Here is a 15,942-nt window from a genome sequence, read left to right as displayed (position 1 = left end):
CCCGCGCCCCGTTGCCACACTCACCAACCCCACACAATGAATCGATTCAGTCGAACGTCATTCGACTTGATCGGCTCGACGAGAGGACGAACCCCCCATGGGACGCAGATCCGCTCTCCTCGCCACCGCGGGCGCCGTCGCCCTCCTCACCGCGGCCGGCACCCTCACCACCCCGGCCACCGCGACCGCCGCCCCCGCCCGCACCGCCGCCGCCTGCGGTGAGGGCTCCTACCAGGCCGAGGCCGTCCGCAGCGGCAACACCTGGACCGCCCGCCGCGGCGGCACCGTCGTGCATACCGGCAGTGACATGCGGGCCGCCGTCCAGGCGGCGGTGAACAGCCTGACCTCGGGACGTACCGCCAAGGAAAGGGTCGTCGTACGCGGCTCCGGCACCGTTTCGGCCGGCTCGCGCATCTCGTTGCCGAGCTACACGGTCCTCGACGTGTGCGGCACCATCGACGTCACCGGGAGCGGGTCCGGCGACCAGGCGCCGGTCTACTCCCGCGGCACCCGGGACGTGGAGGTCCAGCACCTCAGCGTCACCGGCCGCCCGCTCTACGGCGTCTTCATGCGCAACGTCCAGAACGTCGTCCTCGGTCAGATCGACATGCGCCTGTCCTCCGGCCTCGGCGTACGGATCGACAACCGCGGCGACACCAGCCAGTGGTCCCGCAACATCCGCATCGACAGCGTCCACGTCTCCGGCGCCTCCAGCCACGCCGTGGAGACGTACGGCGTGGACGGCATCACCATCGGCACGGTCACCGCCCGGAACGTGGGCGAGTCGGGCCTGCTCCTCAACCAGACGATCAACGCCACCGTGACCAAGGTCGACGCGGACGGCGCGGGCACCGGCACCGGCTACGCCGCCTTCCGCATGGCCAACCGCAACGGCCGGGTCGGCAACGGCTACCCGACCAACATCCGCGTCGGCGAGGTGATCGCGCGCGGCGGCGGGCGGGGCGTCTTCTGCGTCTCTGAGAGCGGCGGCGCGGTCATCGACCGGGTGAACATCTCGAACACCGGCAACAACTCGGTTCTCATCGAGAACTGCCACAACGTCACCCTCGCCGCCCGCAGCGGCAGTGTCACGGGTGGCGGCGAGATCCGTCTCGCGGCCCGTTCCGAGTTCGCGAACAACTCGGACATCACCGTCCAGAACCTGACGGTGACGAACTCCGCCATCCGCGAGAGTCCCTGCGGCACGAACACGACGTTCCGCAACAACACCCTGGTGAACAGCAGTCAGTCGATCTGCTGACCGCCCGCGCCGAGCGTCCGGGAGGGGCGTGAGGGAAAGTTGTCCCATGGGCGACGACGAGACGGCGCAGGTGATGACCTCACTCGGGGCCCGCCTGCGCGCCATCCGGCAGGCCCGCGGCCTGACGCTGGCTCAGCTCGGCGCCGCCACCGGCATCTCCGTCAGCACGCTGTCCCGGCTGGAGTCGGGACAGCGTGAGCCGGGGCTGCGGCACCTGCTGCCGCTGGCCGGGGCGCACCGCCTGCCCCTGGACGAACTGGTCGGCTCCCGGACCGGCGACCCCCGCGTCCATCCGCGCCCCTTCACCCGGCACGGCCAGACCTGGGTCCCCCTCACCCGCAACCCCAACGACGGGCTGCACGCGTACAAGCAGATCCTCCCCGCCCCGCCGGTAGCGCGGACCGAGTCGGCCCCGCGTCCCGACCAGGGCTCCCACGAGGGCCACGAGTGGATCTACGTCCTCTCCGGGCGCCTGCTCCTCGCCCTGGGCGACCACGATCTCGTCCTGACGGCCGGTGAGACGGCGGAGTTCGACACCCGGGTCCCGCACGGCGTCGCCAACGCCGGGGACAGGCCCGTCGAGTGGATCGCCCTGTACGGGGCGCAGGGCGAGCGGATGCACATCCGGGTTCAGCCGGCGGGCAGCTGACTCCCGCCGACCGAACGGGCGACGCGGAACCCCACGTCGTCCACCCGGAACGTCGGGTGGCTGCGGCGCCGTACGGAGGCCCGGCAGCTCCAGTGCTCGTCGAACCAGCCGCCGCCGCGCAGTACCCGGTAGGTGCCGTAGACCTCGGCGTCGTAGACGTCCCAGCACCACTCCCAGACGTTGCCGAGCATGTCGTACAGGCCCCAGGCGTTCGGCCGCCTGCCGCCCACCTCGTGGACGCGCTCCCGCGAGTTGCCCCGGTACCAGGCGATGTCGTCCAGGGCGCCGTAGCGCGGCCCCTCCGTCCCGGCGCGGCAGGCGTGTTCCCATTCGGCCTCGGTCGGCAGCCGGTACCCGTCGGCGGAGGTGTCCCAGGCGACGCCGCCGTCGTCGGTGACGTGGTAGGCCGGGCGGAGCCCCTCGTGCCGCGACAGGGAGTTGCAGAAGCCGACCGCGTCCGCCCAGGAGACGTCCGCGACGGGCAGCCGCTCCTCCCGCGCGGCGGGCCGCTGCCCGGTGACCCGCGCGTACTCGGCCCGCGTGACCGGGAACTCCGCCAGCCGACAGGACGCGACCTCCACCGGCCAGCTGCGCCGCGACCGCCGGTCCGACAGGGTCACCCGTCCCGGCGGAACGGAGACCATCCCGATTTCGGCCCGTACGTCGCCGGTTCCCGCATCCATGTCCATGGACAGATAAGCGTACTGAACCCTGGCACGCCCCGGGACGAAGAGACCCGCACCCGCCGTCGGCCCGTGCTCGCCGCTGACCCGTGCTGGTCGTCGGCCCGTGCTCGCCGCTGACCGGTGCTGGTCGTCGGCCCGTGCTCGCCGCTGACCGGTGCTGGTCGTCGGCCCGTGCTCGCCGCTGACCGGTGCTGGCCGTCGCCCGCTGCCCGCCGCCGGGCCGGTGCGCCGTCGGCCCGTGCTCGCCGCTGACCCGTGCTGGCCTCGGGCCGTGCTGGCCGTCGGGCCGGTGCGCCGTCGGCCCGTGCTCGCCGCTGACCCGTGCTGGCCTCGGGCCGTGCTGGTCGTCGGGCCGTGCCCGCCGCCGAGCCGGTGCGCCGGTGCGCCGTCGGCCCGTGCCCGTCACCGGCCCGTGCCCGTCACCGGCCCGTGCCCACCGCTGGCCCGTGCCCGCCGCCGCCCAGTGCCCGTCGCCGGCCCGGGGAAGCGCGCCCTACCCCTCCGCGATCACCACCGCCGACGCCACCCCCGCGTCATGGCTCAGCGACACGTGCCACGACGTCACGCCCAGCTCAGCCGCCCGCGCCGCGACCGTCCCGGCCACCCGCAGCCGCGGCCGCCCGCTGTCCTCGACGTACACCTCGGCGTCCGTCCAGAGCAGTCCCGCCGGCGCGCCGAGCGCCTTGGCCAGGGCCTCCTTCGCCGCGAACCGGGCGGCGAGCGAGGCGATGCCCCGGCGCTCCCCGCTCGGCAGCAGCAACTCGCTCTCCGAGAAGAGCCGTCGTGCCATGGCCGGCGTGCGTTCCAGCGACATCCCGAACCGCTCGATCTCGGCCACGTCGATTCCGACCCCGATGATGCTCATGCCGGGCACCCTAACGACTGGCGGGCGCGCCGACCCGGGATCGCTGCGGCTGAAGCGGGGCCCGGGTGCTCTGAGACACTGGGGGCACGATGAGTGAGACAGCTGCTCGGCGGGCCGCGGTGTCGCGGGCCCGCGCCGAGATCGACCTGGCCGCCCTGCGGGCCAACGTCCGCGCACTGCGCGAACGGGCCCCCGGGGCGGCTCTCATGGCCGTGGTCAAGGCCGACGCCTACGGCCACGGCGCGATCCCGTGCGCCCGAGCGGCCGTCGCGGCCGGCGCGACCTGGCTGGGCACCGCCACCCCGCAGGAGGCCCTCGCGCTGCGCGCGGAGGCGGGACTGCCGGACGACGTACGGATCATGTGCTGGCTGTGGACGCCGGGCGGCCCCTGGCGGGAGGCCGTCGAGGCGGATCTCGACGTGTCCGTCAGCGGCATGTGGGCCCTGGACGAGGTCACCGAGGCCGCACGGCGTGCCGGGCTCCCCGCGCGCGTGCAGCTCAAGGCCGACACGGGGCTCGGCCGGGGCGGCTGCCAGCCCGGCGAGGACTGGGAGGAGCTGGTCCGGGAGGCCCTGCGGGCCGAGAGCGAGGGGCTGCTCCGCGTCACCGGTCTCTGGTCCCACTTCGCCTGCGCCGACGAGCCCGGGCACCCCTCCATCACCGCCCAGCTCAACCGCTTCCGGGAGATGACGGCCTACGCCGAGCAGCAGGGCGTGCGCCCCGACGTGCGGCACATCGCCAACTCGCCGGCCACGCTCACCCTCCCCGAGGCCCACTTCGACCTCGTACGGCCGGGTATCGCGATGTACGGCGTCTCGCCCAGCCCCGAGATCGGCACGCCCGCCGACTTCGGACTGCGCCCCGTGATGACGCTGGCCGCCTCGCTCGCCCTGGTCAAGCAGGTCCCCGGCGGCCACGGCGTGAGCTACGGGCATCACTACACGACCCCGGGCGGGACGACCCTCGGCCTCGTCCCGCTCGGCTACGCGGACGGCGTCCCCCGCCACGCCTCCTCCACCGGTCCCGTCCTGGTCGACGGCAAGTGGCGCACGGTGGCGGGACGGATCGCGATGGACCAGTTCGTCGTGGACCTGGGCGGGGACCGGCCGGCGCCGGGCACCGAGGCGGTGCTGTTCGGGCCCGGCGACCGCGGCGAACCCACGGCAGAGGACTGGGCCCAGGCGGCCGGCACCATCGGCTACGAGATCGTCACCCGGATCGGATCCCGCGTGCCGCGCGTCCATCTGAACGAGTGACGCGCCCGCACACGGCGTGACGCGCGTGCAGGTGAATCGGCAACCAGCGGGTATCCGCACAGCGGCCCGGCGAAGAGGAGCGGTGTACGTGAGCGAGAGCAACGCGGAGACCGTCGTGTCGGCCGTCGCCTCCGCCACGGAAGCGGCCACCGAGGTCGCCGCCGGCGGCTGGCGCCGGGCGACCGGCATCGCCGGCGTCGCCATAGGCGTGGTCGCGGCGGGCGCGGCGGCCGGCGTGACGATAGAGCGGCTGACGGTCGGTCGCGGGATACGCCAGAAGGCCCGGCTCGCCCTGGACTCGGCGGGACCGTACGGCGGACTGCGCGGCAACCCCGGCAAGGCGTACGCCGACGACGGCACCGAGCTGTACTACGAGGTCGACGACGTCGAACCGGAGGCGGAGTCCGCGCTCACCCGGCGCAGGCGGCGGCTGTTCGGCCGCAAGGCGCCCGCCCCGGTGACCGTCGTCTTCAGTCACGGCTACTGCCTCAACCAGGACTCCTGGCACTTCCAGCGGGCCGCCCTGCGGGGCGTCGTCCGCACCGTGCACTGGGACCAGCGCAGCCACGGCCGTTCCGAGCGGGGCGTGTCCCAGGTGCGGGACGGCCGGCCGGTCACCATCGAGGACCTGGGCCGCGACCTGAAGGCCGTCATCGACGCGGCCGTGCCCGAAGGACCGATCGTGCTGGTCGGGCACTCCATGGGCGGCATGACCGTGATGGCGCTGGCCGACGCGTTCCCCGACCTGGTCCGCGAGCGGGTCGTCGGCGTCGCCCTCGTCGGCACGTCCTCCGGCCGGCTCGGCGAGGTCAACTTCGGTCTGCCCGTGGCCGGAGTCAACGCGGTCCGGCGGGTGCTGCCGGGCGTGCTCAAGGCGCTGGGGCAGCGTGCCGACCTGGTGGAGAAGGGGCGGCGGGCGACGGCGGACCTGTTCGCCGGGATCATCAAGCGGTACTCGTTCGCGTCCCGGGACGTCGACCCGGCCGTGGCCCGCTTCGCCGAGCGGATGATCGAGTCGACGCCGATCGACGTCGTCGCCGAGTACTACCCGGCCTTCAACGACCACGACAAGACCGCGGCCCTCGCCCACTTCACCGGCCTGCCGGTCCTCGTGCTGGCCGGGGTCCGGGACCTGGTCACGCCGAGCGAGCACAGCGAGGCGGTCGCCGACCTGCTGCCGGACGCGGAGCTGGTGCTCGTCCCCGACGCCGGGCATCTGGTGATGCTGGAGCATCCCGAGCTGGTCACCGACCGCCTCGCCGACCTGCTCGCCCGCGCGGGCGCGGTGCCGGCAGCGGCTACCGTTGACGGCTATGGAAGCACCAGCAGCACCGCAGGGCCCGGCTGAGCCCTCCGAGCCCGCCCCCGGCGTCGAGATCACCGTCACCTCCCCCGAGCAGATGCGGGAGCTGGGCCGCAGGCTCGCCGAAGTGCTGCGTGCCGGGGACCTGCTGATGCTCAGCGGGGAGCTGGGCGCGGGCAAGACGACGCTGACCCGGGGGCTCGGCGAGGGCATGGGCGTCCGTGGCGCCGTCACCTCCCCGACCTTCGTGATCGCGCGCGTGCACCCCTCCCTCGGGGACGGCCCGCCGCTCGTCCACGTCGACGCCTACCGGCTGTCCGGCGGACTGGACGAGATGGAGGACCTCGACCTCGACGTCTCCCTGGCCGACTCGGTGATCGTCGTCGAGTGGGGGGAGGGCAAGGTCGAGGAGCTGACCGACGACCGGTTGCAGCTCCGCATCCACCGGGCCGTGGGCGACACCACCGACGAGGTGCGGCACGTGACGCTGACGGGCGTCGGCGAGCGCTGGACAGCGGCCGACCTCGGCGTGCTCGCCGTCTGAGCCGACGCTCGCCGTCTGAGCCGACGCTCCCGGTCTCGGCCGACCATCCCGGTCTCGGCCGACGCTCCGGCCCGAGTCGACGCCCCTCGTCCGGGGGGACGTTCCGACAAGACGTCGGGAAGATATTGCGTTCGGGGTCCCGCGCGTGGTCACATGGTATCCAGCTCGTAGTTAGGCATGCCTAACTACGCCGCCCCCGACCTTCAGGAGGCGTTCATGCCGGAGACCGAGCCGCAGCCGCGGGTCCGACGGCGGCCGCAGCCGCCCGCGCTCGCCGGGGTGTCCATGCACGACCTGCTCGCGTCCTGCGCCGCCGCGGCGGCCGTATCGACGCCGCCACGCGCGCCCGAGCCGGAGACGTGCCGCCCCGTCCGGGAGCACCGCGAGGCCGCCTGACCCGCACGGCCGCGGCACTTCAGTACTCAGGCGCTTCGTCCCCGCGTCAGGGAACGACGACGACCGGCTGCCCGATCGTCGCGAACCGCCACATCGCGTCGCCGTCCGCGCGGGTCTCCCGGATGCCGCCGGTGCGCTCACCCGGTTTCGGCTTCGCCGTCGAGCCGTTCACCGCCGCGCTGAACCCGATGACCACGTCCCCGACGCTGGTGAAGCGCACGACGTGCTCGACCGGGATGCCGTCGGACCCGGTGACCCGGTTCGAGCGGGACGTGACCGCGTAGGTGCCCGGCACCGGGTCGACCGTGCTGGGCGTGACCTCGAAGGTGCGCTCGACCTTGTTGCCCGCGGCGACCAGCCACACCCGGTCGTCGTCCACCGAGTACACCACCCGTTCGCCCCTTCCGGAGCCCGCGGGGAGGGCGTTCGGATGCCGCCGGTCGCGGGGGGCCTTGGAGGCGCCGGGGGCGGGCGGGCTGCTCGCGTGGGTCCGGCCGGGGTCGGCCGGAGCGGTGGCCGACGCCTGGTGGCCGAGGACGCCGATCGTGGCGAGGGCCGCCGCGGTGAGGCCGGTGACGAGACCGGCGCTGCTGCTTGCCACTGGCGACCACCTCGTCGTCGTACGTCGTGCGTCCGTTCCCGGCGACCGTAGCAGCCAGTGACCGTGTGGACGCGGTGGGCGACACGGGGTGCCGGTGCCGGCGCCTGGACAGGTGCCCGGCCCGCCGACCGGGCGTCCGCCACGGGCCCCGCGGCGCCGTAGGCTGTTTGCGTGCTCTTGCTCGCTCTGGATACCGCCACGCCCGCCGTGACCGTCGCGCTGCACGACGGTACGGACGTCATCGCCTCGTCGAGCCAGGTGGACGCACGCCGGCACGGTGAGCTGCTGCTGCCCGCCGTCGACCGGGTGCTCGCCGAGTCCGGTCTGCGGCTCGACGCCGTCACGGGCGTCGTCGCCGGCGTCGGCCCCGGTCCGTACACGGGGCTGCGCGTCGGCCTGATGACCGCGGACACCTTCGGCCTCGCGCTCGGCGTGCCCGTGCACGGCGTGTGCACGCTGGACGGCCTCGCCTACGCCGCCGACCTGGAGGGCCCTTTCGTGGTGGCGACCGACGCCCGCCGCAAGGAGGTCTACTGGGCCCGGTACGCGGACTCCCGCACCCGCCTCACCGACCCGGCGGTGGACCGCCCCGCCGACATCGCCGAGCAGGTGGCCGGGCTCCCGGCCGTCGGCGCGGGCGCGCTGCTCTACCCGGACACCTTCCCGAAGGCGCACGAGCCCGAGCACGTGTCCGCCGCCGCCCTCGCGTGCCTGGCCGCCGAGAAGCTCGCGGCGGGCGAGGAGCTGCCCGCTCCCCGGCCGCTGTACCTGCGCCGGCCCGACGCCCAGGTCCCCAAGAACTACAAGGTGGTCACCCCGAAGTGACCGGAGCGACCGAGCCCGTGACCCCGCCCGTCCACGCCGGACTGCGCGAGATGCGCTGGTGGGACATCGACCCCGTGCTCCGGATGGAACGGGAGCTGTTCCCGGAGGACGCCTGGTCGCGGGGGATGTTCTGGTCCGAGCTGGCCCATGCGCGCGGCCCCGGGGCGACCCGGCGGTACCTGGTCGCCGAGAAGGACGGCCAAGTCGTCGGCTACGCGGGCCTCGTCACCTCCGGGGACCAGGCCGACGTGCAGACCATCGCCGTCGCCCGCGACCACTGGGGCACCGGCCTCGGCGCGCGGCTGCTGACCGAACTGCTGCGGGCGGCGACCGCCTTCGAGTGCGCCGAGGTGCTGCTGGAGTGCCGGGTGGACAACACCCGCGCCCAACGGCTGTACGAGCGCTTCGGCTTCGAGCCCATCGGCTTCAGACGCGGCTACTACCAGCCGGGGAACGTGGACGCCCTGGTGATGCGCCTGACCGACCCTTCCACCTCCGTACCGGGAACCGAACGAGGAACCGACAACCATGCCTGACGAACCTCTGGTCCTGGGGATCGAGACCTCCTGCGACGAGACCGGTGTCGGTGTCGTCCGGGGCACCACCCTGCTGGCCGACGCCGTCGCGTCCAGCGTGGACGAGCACGCCCGCTTCGGCGGCGTCGTCCCCGAGGTGGCGAGCCGCGCCCACCTGGAGGCGATGGTCCCCACCATCGACCGCGCCCTGAAGGAGGCCGGGGTCGGCGCCCGCGACCTCGACGGAATCGCCGTCACCGCCGGCCCCGGCCTCGCCGGCGCCCTGCTGGTCGGCGTCTCGGCGGCGAAGGCGTACGCCTACGCCCTCGGCAAGCCCCTGTACGGCGTCAACCACCTCGCCTCGCACATCTGCGTGGACCAGCTGGAGCACGGCCCGCTGCCCGAGCCGACGATGGCGCTGCTGGTCTCCGGCGGACACTCGTCGCTCCTGCTCTCCACCGACATCACCTCCGACGTCCGCCCGATGGGCGCCACCATCGACGACGCGGCCGGCGAGGCCTTCGACAAGATCGCTCGCGTGCTGAACCTGGGCTTCCCCGGCGGCCCGGTCATCGACCGGTACGCGCGCGAGGGCGACCCGAACGCGATCGCCTTCCCGCGCGGACTGACCGGCCCGCGCGACCCGGCGTACGACTTCTCCTTCTCCGGGCTGAAGACGGCCGTGGCCCGCTGGATCGAGGCCAAGCGGGCGGCGGGGGAGGACGTGCCGGTGCGCGACGTGTCGGCCTCCTTCCAGGAGGCGGTCGTGGACGTGCTGACCCGCAAGGCGGTGCGCGCCTGCAAGGACCAGGGCGTCGACCACCTGATGATCGGCGGCGGCGTGGCCGCCAACTCCCGGCTGCGGGCGCTGGCCCAGGAGCGCTGCGAGGCGGCAGGCATCCGGCTGCGCGTGCCGCGGCCCAAGCTGTGCACGGACAACGGGGCGATGGTGGCGGCGCTCGGCGCGGAGATGGTCGCCCGGGGCCGGGCCGCCTCCGACTGGGACCTCTCGGCCGACTCCTCCCTGCCGGTGACCGAACCGCACGTGCCGGGCCACGGCCACACGCACGCTCACGACCACGTCCACGAGGTCAGCAAGGAGAACCTGTACTCGTGACCGTCGCGCTGATGTGGGAGGCGAGGGCCGTGTCCGGCCGGGGCGGGGAACTGCTGGCCTGGGCACGGGCACAGCCGCTCGACGGCACCCCCCTGCGCAGGGAGGTCCTGCGTGCCCCGCAGGACCGGGTCCTCGTCATCACCTGGTGGGACGCCGACTACGACGCCGAGCTGCCGGAACTTCCCGAGCCGGACGGGGACCTGGTCATGCGGGCGGTCCACCGGTGGCGCTTCGAGTCGGTGGCCGCACACTGACGCCCAGAGGTCGAATGTTTCGGCACTCGAAGCGAACGATCCGATGGTCCATGGCTCACCGAAGACTGCGTCAAGAAGGCGCACAGGGATACGATCGCCGCCATGACATCCCCGCAGCCCGCTGAAACCCGCACGCAAAGGCGGTCCGCGCAGACCGCGACCCTCGCCGAGATCGCGCGTGAGGCCGGTGTGTCGGCGCCGACTGTTTCGAAGGTCCTCAACGGCCGCGCCGACGTCGCCCCCGGGACCCGGGCCCGCGTGGAGGAGCTGCTGCGCACTCACGGCTACCGGCGGCGGCGGGCCGAGGCGAGCCGCTCCCCCCTGATCGACCTGGTCTTCCACGAACTGGAGAGCGCCTGGGCGATGGAGGTCATCCGGGGCGTGGAGAACGTGGCGCGGGACGCGGGGCTCAGCGTCGTCCTCTCCGAGAGCGCGGGGCGCCTCACGCCCGGCCGGACCTGGGCCGACCAGGTCGCCGCCCGCCGTCCGCACGGCGTGATCCTCGTCCTGTCCGGCCTCGACGAGTCCCAGCGGGCCCTGCTCACCAGCCGCTCCATCCCGTTCGTGGTGATGGACCCGGCCGGCGACCCCGGCGCGGACGTGCCGTCCATCGGCGCCACCAACTGGCAGGGCGGACTCGCCGCCACCCGGCACCTGGTCGACCTCGGTCACACCCGGATCGGCGCGATCAGCGGGCCCACCCGGATGATGTGCAGCCGCGCCCGCGTCGACGGCTACCGGGCCGCCCTGGAGACGGCCGGGCTGCCCGTCGCCCCGGATCTCATCAAGACCGGCGACTTCCACCACGAGGCCGGCTACCGGCAGGGCCTGGAACTGCTGCGCCGCCCCGACCGGCCGACCGCCGTCTTCGCCGGCAACGACCTCCAGGCGCTCGGGCTGTACGAGGCCGCGCGTGAGCTCGGGCTGCGCATCCCGCAGGACCTGAGCGTGGTCGGGTTCGACGACCTGCCGGTGGCCCGCTGGGTGGGGCCGCCGCTGACGACCGTACGGCAGCCGCTCATGGAGATGGCCGAGGCGGCGGCCCGGCTGGTCCTGGACCTCGGGCGGGACGACGGGTCCGCGGCGGCGACCCGGGTGGAGCTGGCCACGAGCCTGGAGGTACGCAGCAGTACGGGGGCGCCTCCGGCCGCCTGACGGGCCGCTCCGCGCCGGCCCGGGCTGCTCCGTGTCGGCCCGGGCTGCTCCGTGTCGGCCCGGGCTGCTCACCACCGATTCGGGCCGCGGGCCGTCGATCCGATCCGCTCACCACCGGCCCGGGCCGCTCACCACCGATTCGGGCCGCGGGCCGTCGATCCGATCCGCTCACCACCGACCCGGGCTGCTCACCACCGATCCGAGCCGCGGGCCGTCGATCCAAGCCGCTCACCGTCTCGGTTCGATACTTTCGACGGTCCTCCGAAGTCTGAGAATTTCCGCAGAATGACGGCCCGCACGGGCCCGTCCCAACAATTCGGACTTATGTTCCTCCTGATGGGGCATTCGCGTGGGGACGCGGAACGGTACCGGCAGGGGCGGGGGCGGACGCATGACTGCGCGGGGTGGGCGGGGCGGGCGTTCGAAGGGGCTGAAGGCGGCAGGCCTCGCCCTGGTCGGCGCCCTGTTGCTCGGGGCCGCCGCGGCGGGCTGGGCCTACTGGCACCTGAACGGCAACATCAGAAGCGTCGACATCAACGGCGCGCTCGGCGACGACCGCCCCGCGCGGCCGGTCACGGCCCCCTCCCCCTCGGCGTCCCCCGTGCCCACCGGAACCCTGAACGTCCTGGTCCTCGGTTCGGACTCGCGCGGCGGCGAGGAGAACCAGGAACTCGGCGGCGGCGACAGCGAGGGCGCCCGTTCGGACACCGCGATGGTCGTCCACCTGGACGCGGGCCGGACAACCGCCACCGTCGTGAGCATCCCGCGCGACACGCTCGTCACCCGCCCGTCCTGCCCGCTGCCGTCCGGGGGCGAGGCCCGGGAAGCGAGCGGTGCGATGTTCAACACCGCCTACGCGCTGGGCGGTCCGGTCTGCGCGGTCAAGACCGTCGAGTCGATGACCGGCGTCCGCATGGACCACTACATCGAGATCGACTTCTCCGGCTTCGCCAAGCTGGTCGACGCGCTCGGCGGGGTCACGGTCACCACGGACGTGGACATCGACGACGACAAGAGCCACCTCCACCTGGACGCCGGCACCCACCACCTCGACGGCACCGAGGCCCTCGGTCTGGCCCGCACCCGGTACGGACTGGACGGCGGCAGCGACCTCGCCCGCATAGAGCTCCAGCAGAAGCTGGTGAAGGCGCTGCTGGAGCAGATCTCCGCCACCGACCTGCTCACCGACCCCGCGCGGCTGTACCAGGTCACCGACGCGGTCACCGGCGGCCTCACCACCGACACCGGCCTGGACTCGCTGGGCGAGCTGATGAGCCTCGGCCGCAGCCTCGGGGGCCTGACGGCGGACGACGTACGCACGGTGACGATGCCCGTCGTACCGGCGCCCTGGGACGCCAACCGAGTGGTGGCCGAGCAGCCGGACGCCGCTGACCTGTGGGAATCGCTGCGGCGCTGAGGAAGCTCCGGGAAATATCTCCGGGAGATTCCGAAGGGCGTGTCGATCCGCGGACCGCCCGTTCGACGCACGGGTGAGAGGCCGGGACGGACCCGGCCCGAGCCACCCCGAGGAGTCACCATGCCCCGCTACCTGTCGCTGATCCGGATCGAGGAGAGCGACGCCCTCTCCGGCGGCCCCAGCCCCGAGCTGGTGCAGCGTATGGAGAAGCTGATGGAGGAGATGACGAAGGCCGGCGTCCTGCTCGACACCGCCGGGCTCACCCCGACGGCCCAGGGCTCCCGCGTCCACTACGAGGGCGGGCAGCTGTCCGTCACCGACGGGCCCTTCACCGAGTCCAAGGAGGTCATCGGCGGCTACTCGCTCCTGCAGGCCAAGGACAAGGCCGAGGCGATCGAGTGGACCAAGCGCTTCCTGAAGGTGCACGAGGAGTACTGGACGGTGACCTGCGAGGTGCGGGAGCTGATGGAGGGCTGACCGGAGTTCCGCCCCGCGGGCCCGAGGGTGTTGCATGGTGGGCTGTGAAGCCACAGCCCACCGAGGCCCTCGAAACCGTCTTCCGCCTGGAGTCGCCCCGCGTCATCGCCGGCGTCGCCCGCCTGGTCCGGGACGTCGGCATCGCCGAGGAACTCACGCAGGACGCCCTGGTCGCGGCCCTGGAGCAGTGGCCGCGGGACGGCGTGCCCGACAACCCGGGCGCCTGGCTCATGGCCACCGCCCGGCGCCGCGCCGTCGACCTGATCCGGCGCCGGGAGAACTACGCCCGCAAGCTGGCGGAGATCGGCCGGGACCTGCCCACCGCGGCCGCACCGCCCGAGGAGCCCGCCGGCCCCGACGACATCGACGACGACCTGTTGCGGCTGGTCTTCACCGCCTGCCACCCGGTGCTGTCCGCCGAGGCCCGCATCGCCCTCACCCTGCGCCTGCTGGGTGGCCTCACCACACCCGAGATCGCCCGCGCCTTCCTCGTCCCGGAACCGACGGTCGCACAGCGCATCGTGCGCGCCAAACGCACCCTGGCCACGAAGAACGTCGCCTTCGAGGTGCCGTACGGCCCGGACCGCGCCGCCCGCCTCGGCTCGGTCCTGGAGGTCATCTACCTGATCTTCAACGAGGGATACGCGGCCACCGCCGGGGACGACTGGCTCCGCCCGGCCCTGTGCGAGGACGCCCTTCGCCTGGCCCGCGTGCTCTCCGCGCTGATGCCGAAGGAGCCGGAGGTCCACGGTCTGGCCGCCCTGCTGGAGTTCCAGGCGTCCCGCACCGCCGCCCGCACCGGCACCGACGGCGCGCCGGTGCTCCTCAAGGACCAGAACCGCCGCCGCTGGAACCGCATGCTCATCGCCCGCGGCATCACCGCCCTCGACCGCGCCCACACCACCGGCTCCGGCGCGCCGGGCCCGTATGCGCTCCAGGCCGCGATCGCCGCCTGCCACGCGACGGCGTACACGTACGAGGAGACCGACTGGCCGCGCATCGCCACGCTCTACGGCCTGCTCGCGGCCCGCGCCCCGTCCCCGGTCGTCGAACTCAACCGCGCGGTCGCCGTGTCGATGGCCGAGGGCCCCGCCCCGGCACTGATCCTCGTCGACGCCCTCGCCGCCGAACCCGCCCTGCGCGACTACCACCTGCTCCCCAGCGTCCGCGGCGACCTCCTGCTCCGCCTGGGCCGTGAGGCCGAGGCCCGCACGGAGTTCGAACGCGCCGCGTCGCTGGCCCGCAACGAACGCGAACGCGAGCTGCTGACGCGCCGGGCGCGGGGAACGGACGGCTAGAGCCTGCCCGCCGGACGCCCGATCAGCATCGTCGGCGCCCCCGCGACCCGGGTCATGAACACCGTCGCCGCGTTCGGCCCCTGGGGCTTGACCTTCCGCCGCAGTTCCTCCGGCTCGACCGCCGAGCCGCGCTTCTTCACGGTCAGGTTGCCGACCCGGCGCTCCCGCAGCAGCGCCTTCAGCTTCTTGACGTTGAAGGGCATCCGGTCGGTGATCTCGTACGCCGTGGCGTGCGGCGTCGGCAGCAGCTCGTCCGCGGTGACGTACGCGATGGTCGCGTCGAGCAGCCCTCCGCCGACCTGCTCGGCGACCTCGGCGACCAGATGGGCGCGGATGACGGCGCCGTCCGGCTCGTAGAGGTACCGGCCGGGAGTGCGGACCTCCGGGTCGGGCAGACCGGTGCCGAGCAGGGTGCGGGGGCCCGGCAGCAGCGTGGCGCGCACCGCCCCCGGCGCCGTGCCGAACCACAGCACGGCCTCCTTCACGTCGCCGCCGTCGGAGATCCACTCCGCCTCGGCGCCGTCCGGCACCGCCTCGTGCGGAATGCCGGGCGCGACCTTCAGCGCGGCGGCGCGGGGGGCCGTACGGGCCGCCGCGACCGCCCAGGACAGCGGCGGCGAGTACGCCTCCGGGTCGAAGATCCGGCCGCGCCCGCCCCGCCGCGCGGGATCGACGAACACGGCGTCGTACCCACCGGTGTCGACTTCCGTGACGTCCGCCTCGCGGACCTCGATCAGCTCGTCCAGCCCCAGCGCCCCCGCGTTGGCGCGGGCCGCGGCGGCCGTCGCCGGGTCCCGGTCCACGGCCAGCACCCGGATCCCGGCCCGGGCCAGCGCGATCGCGTCCCCGCCGATCCCGCAGCACAGGTCGGCGACCGAGGTCACGCCCAGGGCCGACATCCGCCCGGCCCGGTACGCGGCCACGCTCGCCCGCGTCGACTGCTCGACCCCGTCGGTCGTGAAGAACATCCGCCCGGCGTCCTCGGCCCCGAACTTCGCCACCGCCCGCTGCCGCAGCCGCGCCTGCCCGAGCGCGGCCGACACCAGCTCGGCGGGGTGCGTGCGCCGCAGCCGGGTCGCTACCGCCAACTCCCGCGCGGGGTCGGTGTCGCGCACCTCGTCGAGGAGGGCGCGGCCCTCGGGGGTGAGCAGGGCGAGGAGGGCGTCGAGGTCGTTCACCGGAACATTGTGGGCCAGTCGGTGGATGGTGTGCCTCCGGCGCGGTGTCGGGCGGGGTTCGGCGGCCGGGGACTGCGAGGATCCCGCACCATGCGAGTAGTCGTACAAAATGACAAAAGCCGGGCGTCCAGGGTGTTCCGGGCGT

18 protein-coding genes are annotated in these 15,942 nt (G+C 73.8%); 14 read left to right on the top strand and 4 right to left on the bottom strand.

Annotated features, from left to right (window positions below; all coding sequences use genetic code 11):
- The first annotated feature begins 97 nt into the window (after window positions 1-97).
- Window positions 98-1,261, top strand: a complete 1,164-nt coding sequence (locus tag ACIQ1J_RS26105; RefSeq protein ID WP_403560531.1) for a hypothetical protein — start codon at window positions 98-100, stop codon at window positions 1,259-1,261.
- Between the two features lie 46 nt (window positions 1,262-1,307).
- Entirely contained in the window at window positions 1,308-1,910 is a 603-nt protein-coding gene (locus ACIQ1J_RS26100; protein ID WP_403560529.1) for a helix-turn-helix domain-containing protein, read from the top strand.
- Here the strand turns inward: ACIQ1J_RS26100 and ACIQ1J_RS26095 are convergent.
- Window positions 1,892-2,593 (bottom strand): formylglycine-generating enzyme family protein, encoded by a 702-nt coding sequence (locus tag ACIQ1J_RS26095; protein WP_403560676.1) that lies wholly within the window; start codon window positions 2,591-2,593, stop codon window positions 1,892-1,894. The two genes, ACIQ1J_RS26100 and ACIQ1J_RS26095, sit on opposite strands and share 19 nt — an antisense overlap.
- Window positions 2,594-3,089: 496 nt before the next feature.
- Complete coding sequence (locus ACIQ1J_RS26090; protein WP_403560527.1) at window positions 3,090-3,461, bottom strand: holo-ACP synthase; 372 nt, start codon at window positions 3,459-3,461, stop codon at window positions 3,090-3,092.
- Between the two features lie 89 nt (window positions 3,462-3,550).
- On the opposite strand from ACIQ1J_RS26090, the gene alr reads away from it, so the two are divergent.
- From alr to ACIQ1J_RS26070, 4 genes are all read left to right on the top strand, one after another.
- A complete protein-coding gene (gene alr / locus ACIQ1J_RS26085) occupies window positions 3,551-4,717 on the top strand; it encodes an alanine racemase (RefSeq protein WP_403560525.1) in 1,167 nt (388 codons plus the stop codon).
- A gap of 88 nt (window positions 4,718-4,805) precedes the next feature.
- Window positions 4,806-6,065: an alpha/beta fold hydrolase gene (locus tag ACIQ1J_RS26080; protein WP_403560523.1), complete on the top strand. Its 1,260-nt coding sequence runs from the start codon at window positions 4,806-4,808 to the stop codon at window positions 6,063-6,065.
- Window positions 6,031-6,564: a tRNA (adenosine(37)-N6)-threonylcarbamoyltransferase complex ATPase subunit type 1 TsaE gene (tsaE, locus tag ACIQ1J_RS26075; protein ID WP_403560521.1), complete on the top strand. Its 534-nt coding sequence runs from the start codon at window positions 6,031-6,033 to the stop codon at window positions 6,562-6,564. The genes ACIQ1J_RS26080 and tsaE overlap by 35 nt, the downstream gene beginning before the upstream one ends.
- A 177-nt stretch (window positions 6,565-6,741) precedes the next feature.
- The gene (locus ACIQ1J_RS26070; protein ID WP_403560519.1) at window positions 6,742-6,960 is read left to right on the top strand and encodes a hypothetical protein; all 219 of its coding nucleotides are present in this window, start codon (window positions 6,742-6,744) and stop codon (window positions 6,958-6,960) included.
- A gap of 46 nt (window positions 6,961-7,006) precedes the next feature.
- Here ACIQ1J_RS26070 and ACIQ1J_RS26065 read toward each other — a convergent pair whose 3' ends face one another.
- Entirely contained in the window at window positions 7,007-7,561 is a 555-nt protein-coding gene (locus ACIQ1J_RS26065) for a hypothetical protein (RefSeq protein ID WP_403560517.1), read from the bottom strand.
- 171 nt (window positions 7,562-7,732) lie between these two features.
- Between ACIQ1J_RS26065 and tsaB the strand changes: the two genes are divergently transcribed.
- The 8 genes from tsaB (at window position 7,733) to ACIQ1J_RS26025 (ending at window position 14,619) form a co-directional block, all read left to right on the top strand.
- Entirely contained in the window at window positions 7,733-8,386 is a 654-nt protein-coding gene (tsaB, locus tag ACIQ1J_RS26060) for a tRNA (adenosine(37)-N6)-threonylcarbamoyltransferase complex dimerization subunit type 1 TsaB (RefSeq protein WP_403560515.1), read from the top strand.
- A gap of 50 nt (window positions 8,387-8,436) precedes the next feature.
- Window positions 8,437-8,922: a ribosomal protein S18-alanine N-acetyltransferase gene (gene rimI / locus ACIQ1J_RS26055; RefSeq protein WP_403560674.1), complete on the top strand. Its 486-nt coding sequence runs from the start codon at window positions 8,437-8,439 to the stop codon at window positions 8,920-8,922.
- Window positions 8,915-10,018 (top strand): tRNA (adenosine(37)-N6)-threonylcarbamoyltransferase complex transferase subunit TsaD, encoded by a 1,104-nt coding sequence (gene tsaD, locus ACIQ1J_RS26050; RefSeq protein ID WP_403560513.1) that lies wholly within the window; start codon window positions 8,915-8,917, stop codon window positions 10,016-10,018. The genes rimI and tsaD overlap by 8 nt, the downstream gene beginning before the upstream one ends.
- Window positions 10,015-10,272 (top strand): hypothetical protein, encoded by a 258-nt coding sequence (locus tag ACIQ1J_RS26045; RefSeq protein ID WP_403560511.1) that lies wholly within the window; start codon window positions 10,015-10,017, stop codon window positions 10,270-10,272. Before tsaD ends, ACIQ1J_RS26045 begins: the two co-directional genes overlap by 4 nt.
- A gap of 102 nt (window positions 10,273-10,374) precedes the next feature.
- On the top strand, window positions 10,375-11,427 hold the full coding sequence (locus ACIQ1J_RS26040; RefSeq protein WP_403560509.1) for a LacI family DNA-binding transcriptional regulator: 1,053 nt from the start codon (window positions 10,375-10,377) through the stop codon (window positions 11,425-11,427).
- Window positions 11,428-11,818: 391 nt separating this feature from the next.
- Entirely contained in the window at window positions 11,819-12,844 is a 1,026-nt protein-coding gene (locus tag ACIQ1J_RS26035) for an LCP family protein (protein WP_403560507.1), read from the top strand.
- A gap of 120 nt (window positions 12,845-12,964) precedes the next feature.
- On the top strand, window positions 12,965-13,321 hold the full coding sequence (locus ACIQ1J_RS26030; protein ID WP_210957904.1) for a YciI family protein: 357 nt from the start codon (window positions 12,965-12,967) through the stop codon (window positions 13,319-13,321).
- A gap of 44 nt (window positions 13,322-13,365) precedes the next feature.
- The gene (locus tag ACIQ1J_RS26025) at window positions 13,366-14,619 is read left to right on the top strand and encodes an RNA polymerase sigma factor (protein WP_403560504.1); all 1,254 of its coding nucleotides are present in this window, start codon (window positions 13,366-13,368) and stop codon (window positions 14,617-14,619) included.
- On the opposite strand, the gene ACIQ1J_RS26020 is transcribed toward ACIQ1J_RS26025, so the two are convergent.
- Window positions 14,616-15,905: a methyltransferase domain-containing protein gene (locus ACIQ1J_RS26020; protein ID WP_403560502.1), complete on the bottom strand. Its 1,290-nt coding sequence runs from the start codon at window positions 15,903-15,905 to the stop codon at window positions 14,616-14,618. The two genes, ACIQ1J_RS26025 and ACIQ1J_RS26020, sit on opposite strands and share 4 nt — an antisense overlap.
- Between the last annotated feature and the right edge of the window lie 37 nt (window positions 15,906-15,942).

This window comes from Streptomyces sp. NPDC097107 (assembly GCF_044762405.1).
GTDB lineage: Bacteria > Actinomycetota > Actinomycetes > Streptomycetales > Streptomycetaceae > Streptomyces > Streptomyces thinghirensis.
Note: the sequence above shows the minus strand (reverse complement) of the source record. Positions and strands in the feature narration are given on the sequence as shown.